This window comes from Candidatus Melainabacteria bacterium, assembly GCA_016193285.1.
Lineage (GTDB): Bacteria > Cyanobacteriota > Vampirovibrionia > 2-02-FULL-35-15 > 2-02-FULL-35-15 > JACPSL01.
The window spans coordinates 1-4882 of sequence record JACPSL010000027.1 but is presented as its reverse complement, the minus strand read 5'-3'; the positions used below and the strand labels follow the sequence as shown (position 1 = coordinate 4882).

General features: G+C 31.5%; 3 protein-coding genes. All 3 read right to left on the bottom strand.

Going from position 1 to position 4882, the window contains the following annotated elements:
• Positions 1–176 precede the first annotated feature (176 nt).
• Positions 177–425 carry a hypothetical protein gene (locus HYY52_05940; protein MBI2996231.1) on the bottom strand — a complete coding sequence of 83 codons (249 nt, stop codon included), beginning with the start codon at positions 423–425 and terminating at the stop codon, positions 177–179.
• A 162-nt stretch (positions 426–587) separates the two neighbouring features.
• Positions 588–1358: a hypothetical protein gene (locus HYY52_05935; protein MBI2996230.1), complete on the bottom strand. Its 771-nt coding sequence runs from the start codon at positions 1356–1358 to the stop codon at positions 588–590.
• A gap of 3 nt (positions 1359–1361) precedes the next feature.
• A partial coding sequence (locus HYY52_05930) for a hypothetical protein (GenBank protein ID MBI2996229.1) occupies positions 1362–4882 on the bottom strand: 3521 nt, incomplete at its 5' end.

Below are 4882 nucleotides of genomic sequence, written 5' to 3'. Positions count from 1 at the left end.
CCAGTTGGTGGAACAGAGTATGCTTTTAAGCAATTACAACTACCAATGCCAGGAATTAATATGTAGGCCATCTATTTTTGTTTAAACTTTAATATTTTCAAGAATTACGCCTTTTCTCGAGATTAATTTTCAAAGTTGCGTGAAAATATAAGTATGGGAAAAGATAAAGAATAGGATTAACCACAATCCTTACAACGGTTCTTGTAAGCTCGTTCAGCACCTAAACATGCTAATGTACTATCTGCTTCTGTATATTCCACCACCGGATAATGTCCATGGATTCGTTTATATTCTTCTGTTTCTCTTTCCCATCTTTCCCGACTCTTCAATGCCTCAGGTGAAACGCATGTAGAAGGATCAAGCAACCCAGCTTGATGAAGCTGATAGGATGTTAGTTTTGGACCTACTGAGGAAACGCCATCCATATAGGCATTATTTAATCTCACTTCTTAACTGATATACAGTAAATGTATTAGTTTCTTAACCAAAATTTATGTAAAAATTAGTTAAATTGAAGTTTTTATAGTTTTTTACACCAAAAGAGATACTAAAAATAATTGTAGTCGGGTTTTAGTAAACAAGGAAAGTTAGTCAGGAATTTCTAAAATGGTTTTTAGGTCTTCAAGGTAAGGTTTAAATCTGGGTGTAGGGTTTTGTTCAAGAGCTTTATAAAAAAGTATTTGATACTCCTTTGGTAAATTTTCTTTGAATCGTTTTGCTAGATCGATACAGTAACCATCACCGTATTTTTTGAAGATGCCGGAAAGGACAAAATGAATACCAGACGTTTTGTTTTGTTCAGTTTCGTCAGCATTAAAGGACATCTTAATATATTTTTCTAAGTCACTTAGTATAAAATCTGGATCTTTATCTGAAATGAGCCTCAATAAATTGGCAAGCTCAAAGCTATTCGAGGAATCCTCTAAGAACTGTTTGTAAAAACTTGAAAAGCTATCATAAAACTTGCTTGAATAATTTAAAGTACAAAACAAAGCATTTGTACAATTAACAGTTTTAATTTTCCTTAATTCCTTAAGTGATAAAGTGGACAGGAACTTGAATTCTGGTAGTGCTTCTTCTAGGTACAATTCAGATGCAGCTGAAATAGCTATAACTCTGTAATCTTCATCTCTCATTAACTGTACAATTGCATTTGCAAGTTTTTTCTTTAGCTTTGGATCTTGAGTGCTGCCATAATGTCCCTTTACAGCATCTATATTTCCTTCTTCCGGTGTTCCATATCCTTTAATATCTTCAGATGGATTATAACTATCACATAGCATTTTTACAAACTCAACAGGATCGTCCCTGTCTATAAATCTCCAACTGTAGGTATTTTGTATTTTTTTTTCTCTCATTTTTTATTCTACAACATCAATACCTGTTACATGACCACTGGTTATATCAGCAGGAACTTTATTTGAATATATTTCATACAAACCACCTAAGGATTTTCCATTATGCAAATCTGGATTGTTTGGTGATGGGACAAATTTTCTTCCACCAGCAGATGAAACAGGTACATAAAAATCTATATTTTCTTTTGAAATTATTATTTCAATGTGTGTTTCTAAAGAGTCTAAAGGATTGTAATCAAGAGCTACTCCATTATCTCCTGTTATGTATTCTTTCGTTAATATACCCGATGTTCTTAATTCATCTATCTTGCTTGTATCAGTCCACCATCTTATACCAGATCTTGTAGATAATTCACCTTTAATAATTGATGGATTTAGAACTCCACTTTTTATATCAGCTATTATAACTTCATCTTTAGCATCTTCATATTTAGTTCCTTTCAAATTATATTTCTTAAAATCCGATATTTTCATGAATGTTGACAACCTTGGAGGCACTGTATCTTGTGAAATTACATCTCCTATTAATAATAATCCTTTGTTTGCAAAATATTGATTTAGTGAGCTTACTGTTCCATTTACTTTCTCTGATATTGCGTTCTTTACAGTTTCAGCTAAGTCTTTTCCAGGACTTTGTAATATTGACTGGAATCTTTTATCTATCAAGGCATGTTCTAATACCTTTGTTTCATAACCTCCCGGATCTGTCTCATATATTTTAAATAGTTCTTCCTGCTGTTGCATTTTAGCCACTATATCATTAAATAACTTTAGTGCACTTAACTTTATTGAGCTTATTTCTTCTTGTGTTACTTCTGGCCAAAGCCTTTGAAAATCTTTAAATATTTCTCCCGTTTGAATATCATCTACTGTCTTTAATACTCCGTCAAGTCCTTTTTTCATTCCAATCTTTAAATCATCTGCAGCATTATTTATTTTGCTTACTTGTTCATATATTGCATTTGCTAAATCTTTGTATCCTTGTTCACTTAATATCTGAGCTTGTTTTACACCCTGAATTGTATAACTTAGATTTGTTAGTCCTTTGGATGCAAATCCAATTACTACAGCTAGTCCTACCAACTTTCCTGCTTCTCCAAAAACATAACCAGCCTTAAAGGAATTACTTTCATTAAAATATCCAGCTAGCTTATTTTTTATATCCTCTATCTGCGTCATTACTCCAACAGCTCCAAGCTGGGCTAATACACCAGCTATATATGCATCTGTTCCTGCACTTCCTACCGTGATAACTACTCCTGCAGTTACAGCAAAACCAATTACAAAGGTTGCTAGTACTGGATTGGTTTTAATTGCATGATAAAGTTCAGTATTTGAAATAAGGATTCCTCTCATGAAATCTTGAATGACAGTTGCAATTTTTACTTCTTCTTCTTTTGTTTTGAAATTAGAATAATCATTTTCCTGACAACTTCCATACAATGTTAAAAATCTAATATTACTTAAGTTTGTTTCTTGTGCCCTATAGTCACAAATAAGTCTTGCAAAAGCATCTCTTGTGTTTGTTGTATAACCTTGCTCATTTTCATTTGCAAGATATCCAAGATCAAACAAAAGTTTATTTAAATTTCCAACAGAAATTTCTTTTCCGTCTACAGTAACTGATTTATCATTAGAATCACCAACTTTCAAAAGGGTATTCTCTTCTTCTTGAGGCGCATTCTTCACCTCAAATGATTTTCTATCAGCAACAATTGCTTCCTGATTATTTGCAGTAGTCAATCCAGTTCCAGTAAGTTTCTTTTCAATTTCATTTAAGAAACCTGGATTTCTCTTTAACTTAATTTCTATGCTTGTTGCTTCTTTTGGCAGACAGTCTACTTTTACTTTTTTAGTTAATTTATTTTCTTTTTCAAATGTAACTTGTGGAAAAGTAGCACTACAAGCAGGGTCTATTGTTCCAAGATTTGGAATAACTTCAAGCTGTAAGCCATTTGCAACATCAAGTAATGTATTATTTGAAATTGTAAACTCACATTTTGAATAGTTAGCTCCGCTTGGATATTTACAGTTTCCTTTTATAATTCTTGGATTATCAAGGAGAATATATGTTTTCGGATCTCCGTCAAATGTAATATTTTTTGTATTACAGAAAGTAGAGTATTCACCATAGAGTTTAATTGGTCCAAATATATTTCCACTTAAGAAATCTTTCCTGAAGATGTTTTTTAAATTAAAGTTTAGATTGTTTTTAAATATTCTTCCACCTGGTTCATCAACTCCTTTTGATTCTATTTTTTCAGCTTTACCTTTTGGTGAAATTATTTCTAAAGTTTTTACCTCTTTATTAACAGTCTCAATTTGAAAATTAATTGTACTTTTTGCACAGTTATTAAAGTCAGGAAACTCATTAGTTAAATCTTCAGGCTTTTTAACTTTTGAAGTTACAAGAAGAGTTTTATTACCTCCAAGTAAGGTACCAAGAGAAGGAGAAACAATTTCTGCTTGTAAGTTTGCAAGAATATTGAATGTAAAAGATGCTTCTTTTTGTATTCCTTCTGAGTTAAAGTAATCAGAGGGAAAAATAACCGGTATTTTAAGATTTAATTTGTTTAATGATTTTGGATGGATATTTGTTTTTAGTTCAACTATGTAATTTCTTGGGTCATTTGGGTCAATTGATTTTGAAAGGATAGTGATTTCTTCTGGGGTAAAATCTTCTTCTATACTAGACCAAACTGGAGTACCAACTTCTGGAACTCTATTTGAAGACAAGTTGAAAGGTAAATTATCTTTTGCAATAAACTTAAAAGTTATCTCATTATCTTTATCATAAAGTAATTTTAGATTTTGAGAATCAGGATAAGAAATATTAGGTTCTCTAATTACATCAATAGAATAAGTATAAGTTTCAGAAGTAATTTGTTCATTTGGGTTTTTGCCTAAGCAAGTACCGTACGTAAAACAGCTATCCTGATTTTCATTAATTGTAAGTCTTAGATCATAATGCCCTACATCCCACCCTTTTGTAATGTCAAGAATATCTTTTGCAGGATTAAATAAAGAGCTATAACTTTGATATTTGTTTAGTTCTTTCCCAGTGGAGAAAATATTTACATTACAAATATGTCCGTCTAAGATTGTGCAAGCATCTTTGCAGTGATATGTATCAGCGCTGCTATCGGTGCAGTTAAGTTTTTTATATTGAACTCCATAACTTTGAATATCAATACACCTGTTTATATAACCAGAAATTAAATCATCTATGTTGTTTGTAATATCTTTAAAATCTGAGGAGTCTTTTGAAACTTCTACTTTATGACTATTAATTTCAAAGTTTGCACTAACATTTCTGCTGTCGCTCAAACTTACATCATCACTAAAACAAGTTTTTAAACCAAGTTCAAATGGTTCACCAGAAATTACAGTTCTTTTAATTTCATGGCTACCGTATATATGTTCTGGATAGTTAACAATAGTTTCAGGTGATTTAAAGTTGTTTTGGAAATTGTTTGTAATTTCACTTCTCTCAAGGGTTGGGATTAAAGAGTTCTTTTGTTTAT